General features: G+C 66.3%; 2 protein-coding genes. Both read right to left on the minus strand.

Translation table 11 applies throughout. From position 1 onward, the window contains the following. On the minus strand, positions 1–575 hold a 575-nt coding region (locus HUK84_RS18340), incomplete at its 3' end, for a glycogen debranching N-terminal domain-containing protein (RefSeq protein ID WP_281362858.1). 74 nt (positions 576–649) lie between these two features. Beyond that, a partial coding sequence (locus HUK84_RS18345; protein WP_176641516.1) for a CorA family divalent cation transporter occupies positions 650–1,390 on the minus strand: 741 nt, incomplete at its 5' end.

Below are 1,390 nucleotides of genomic sequence, written 5' to 3' on the forward strand. Positions count from 1 at the left end.
CCGTCATAGGCCAGGCTGACCTCGCTCTCGCCGACCTGGGGCGGCAGGCGGGTGCCGCGCCGCGCGCGGGTCGAGCCGCGCGCCTCGAACAGATCGGCGAAATCGGCCGAAAAACGGATATCCAGCAGCGCGGTGCGCGGCACGACGTCGAAATTGCGGATCTCCAGACGCTCGTAGCAGACGCGGTTCCACAGAAAGCGCGACCGCCGCACATGCAGCAGGTCGTGGTTCATCGCCGGGGTATCGGTCCCCTCCGGGCCTTCGATATCGGTATTGGTCAGGTCGACCGACAGCATGACGTTGTTTTCGCGCACCGTCGAGGACAGCAGGATCGGCCGCGTGCCCTGCAGGCTCAGCGACAGCCCGGACAGATAGCGCGTATCGTGGAAATACAGCCCGTCCGCGATCCCGTCGCCGAACAGGATATCGCCCGTCTGGTCGAAGACGCCGAACATGTCTCCCTGCTTGAGCGTATGCAGCCGCCGTTCGGACAGCAGCGACTTCGCCGCGACCGGGAACGCGTCCTGGGTCGCCGGCTCGTGGGGGGACGGGTGGGTGTCGGTCTGAACGTCCATGACGGTGATGATCCCTTCGCGGTTCCCGGCATCGCCGGACGGATCCGAACAGATATTTTCAGAGCAGATTTGGATCAGAGCAGTTTGGCGAATTTGAGGAGCAGCCACGTAATGCCCATGAACAGCGCGCATACAAAGCCGGCCTCGACCGTGCCGAACGCGCCCGAGGCCAGGAACATCCCGCCGGTATTCATGCCGAAGAACCCGGTGACGAACGTCGCCGGCAGCATCAGCGTGGTCACGATCGACACGGTATAGAGGCGCCGGTTGGTCTCCTCGGCCTGGCCCGACGCCAGCTCATCCTGCAGCGCGCGGGCGCGGTCCTGCAGCGCCATCAGGTCGTCCAGCGCCGCATGGATCTGGCGCTGCGAGCGGTCGCGGATATCGTCCTCGGCCCATTCAGGCAACTCCAGGTCCTCGCTGTGGAAGATACGGTCGACTGGCGTCGTGACCCGGCGCAGTTCGGTCGACCGGCGCCGCACCTTGCCGATCAGGCCGCTGATGCGGCCGAAATCGGTATGCTGGTCGAGTGTGAGCAGAAGATCCTCGGCCCGGTCAAGCTGGTCGTCCAGCATGGCCAGCGTGCGCCGCACGCTGTCGGCGAATTCCAGCAGCGTGAAATCGACGACTTCGGCCGGGTTGCGCGGCGTGTCGTCATGCTGCAGCCAGCGATAGGCCGCGCCCAGCGCCGGCACCGGATGGCGCCGCGTCGTGACCAGCAGCCCGGGCAGGGCGGCGAAACGCCAGGCCGAGACGTTGGTGTCGTCGTCGCTCATGCTCTCGTCGAAGCCGGGCAGCGCGCCATAGACCGCGTC

Source organism: Nguyenibacter vanlangensis (assembly GCF_013376155.1).
Lineage (GTDB): Bacteria > Pseudomonadota > Alphaproteobacteria > Acetobacterales > Acetobacteraceae > Gluconacetobacter > Gluconacetobacter vanlangensis.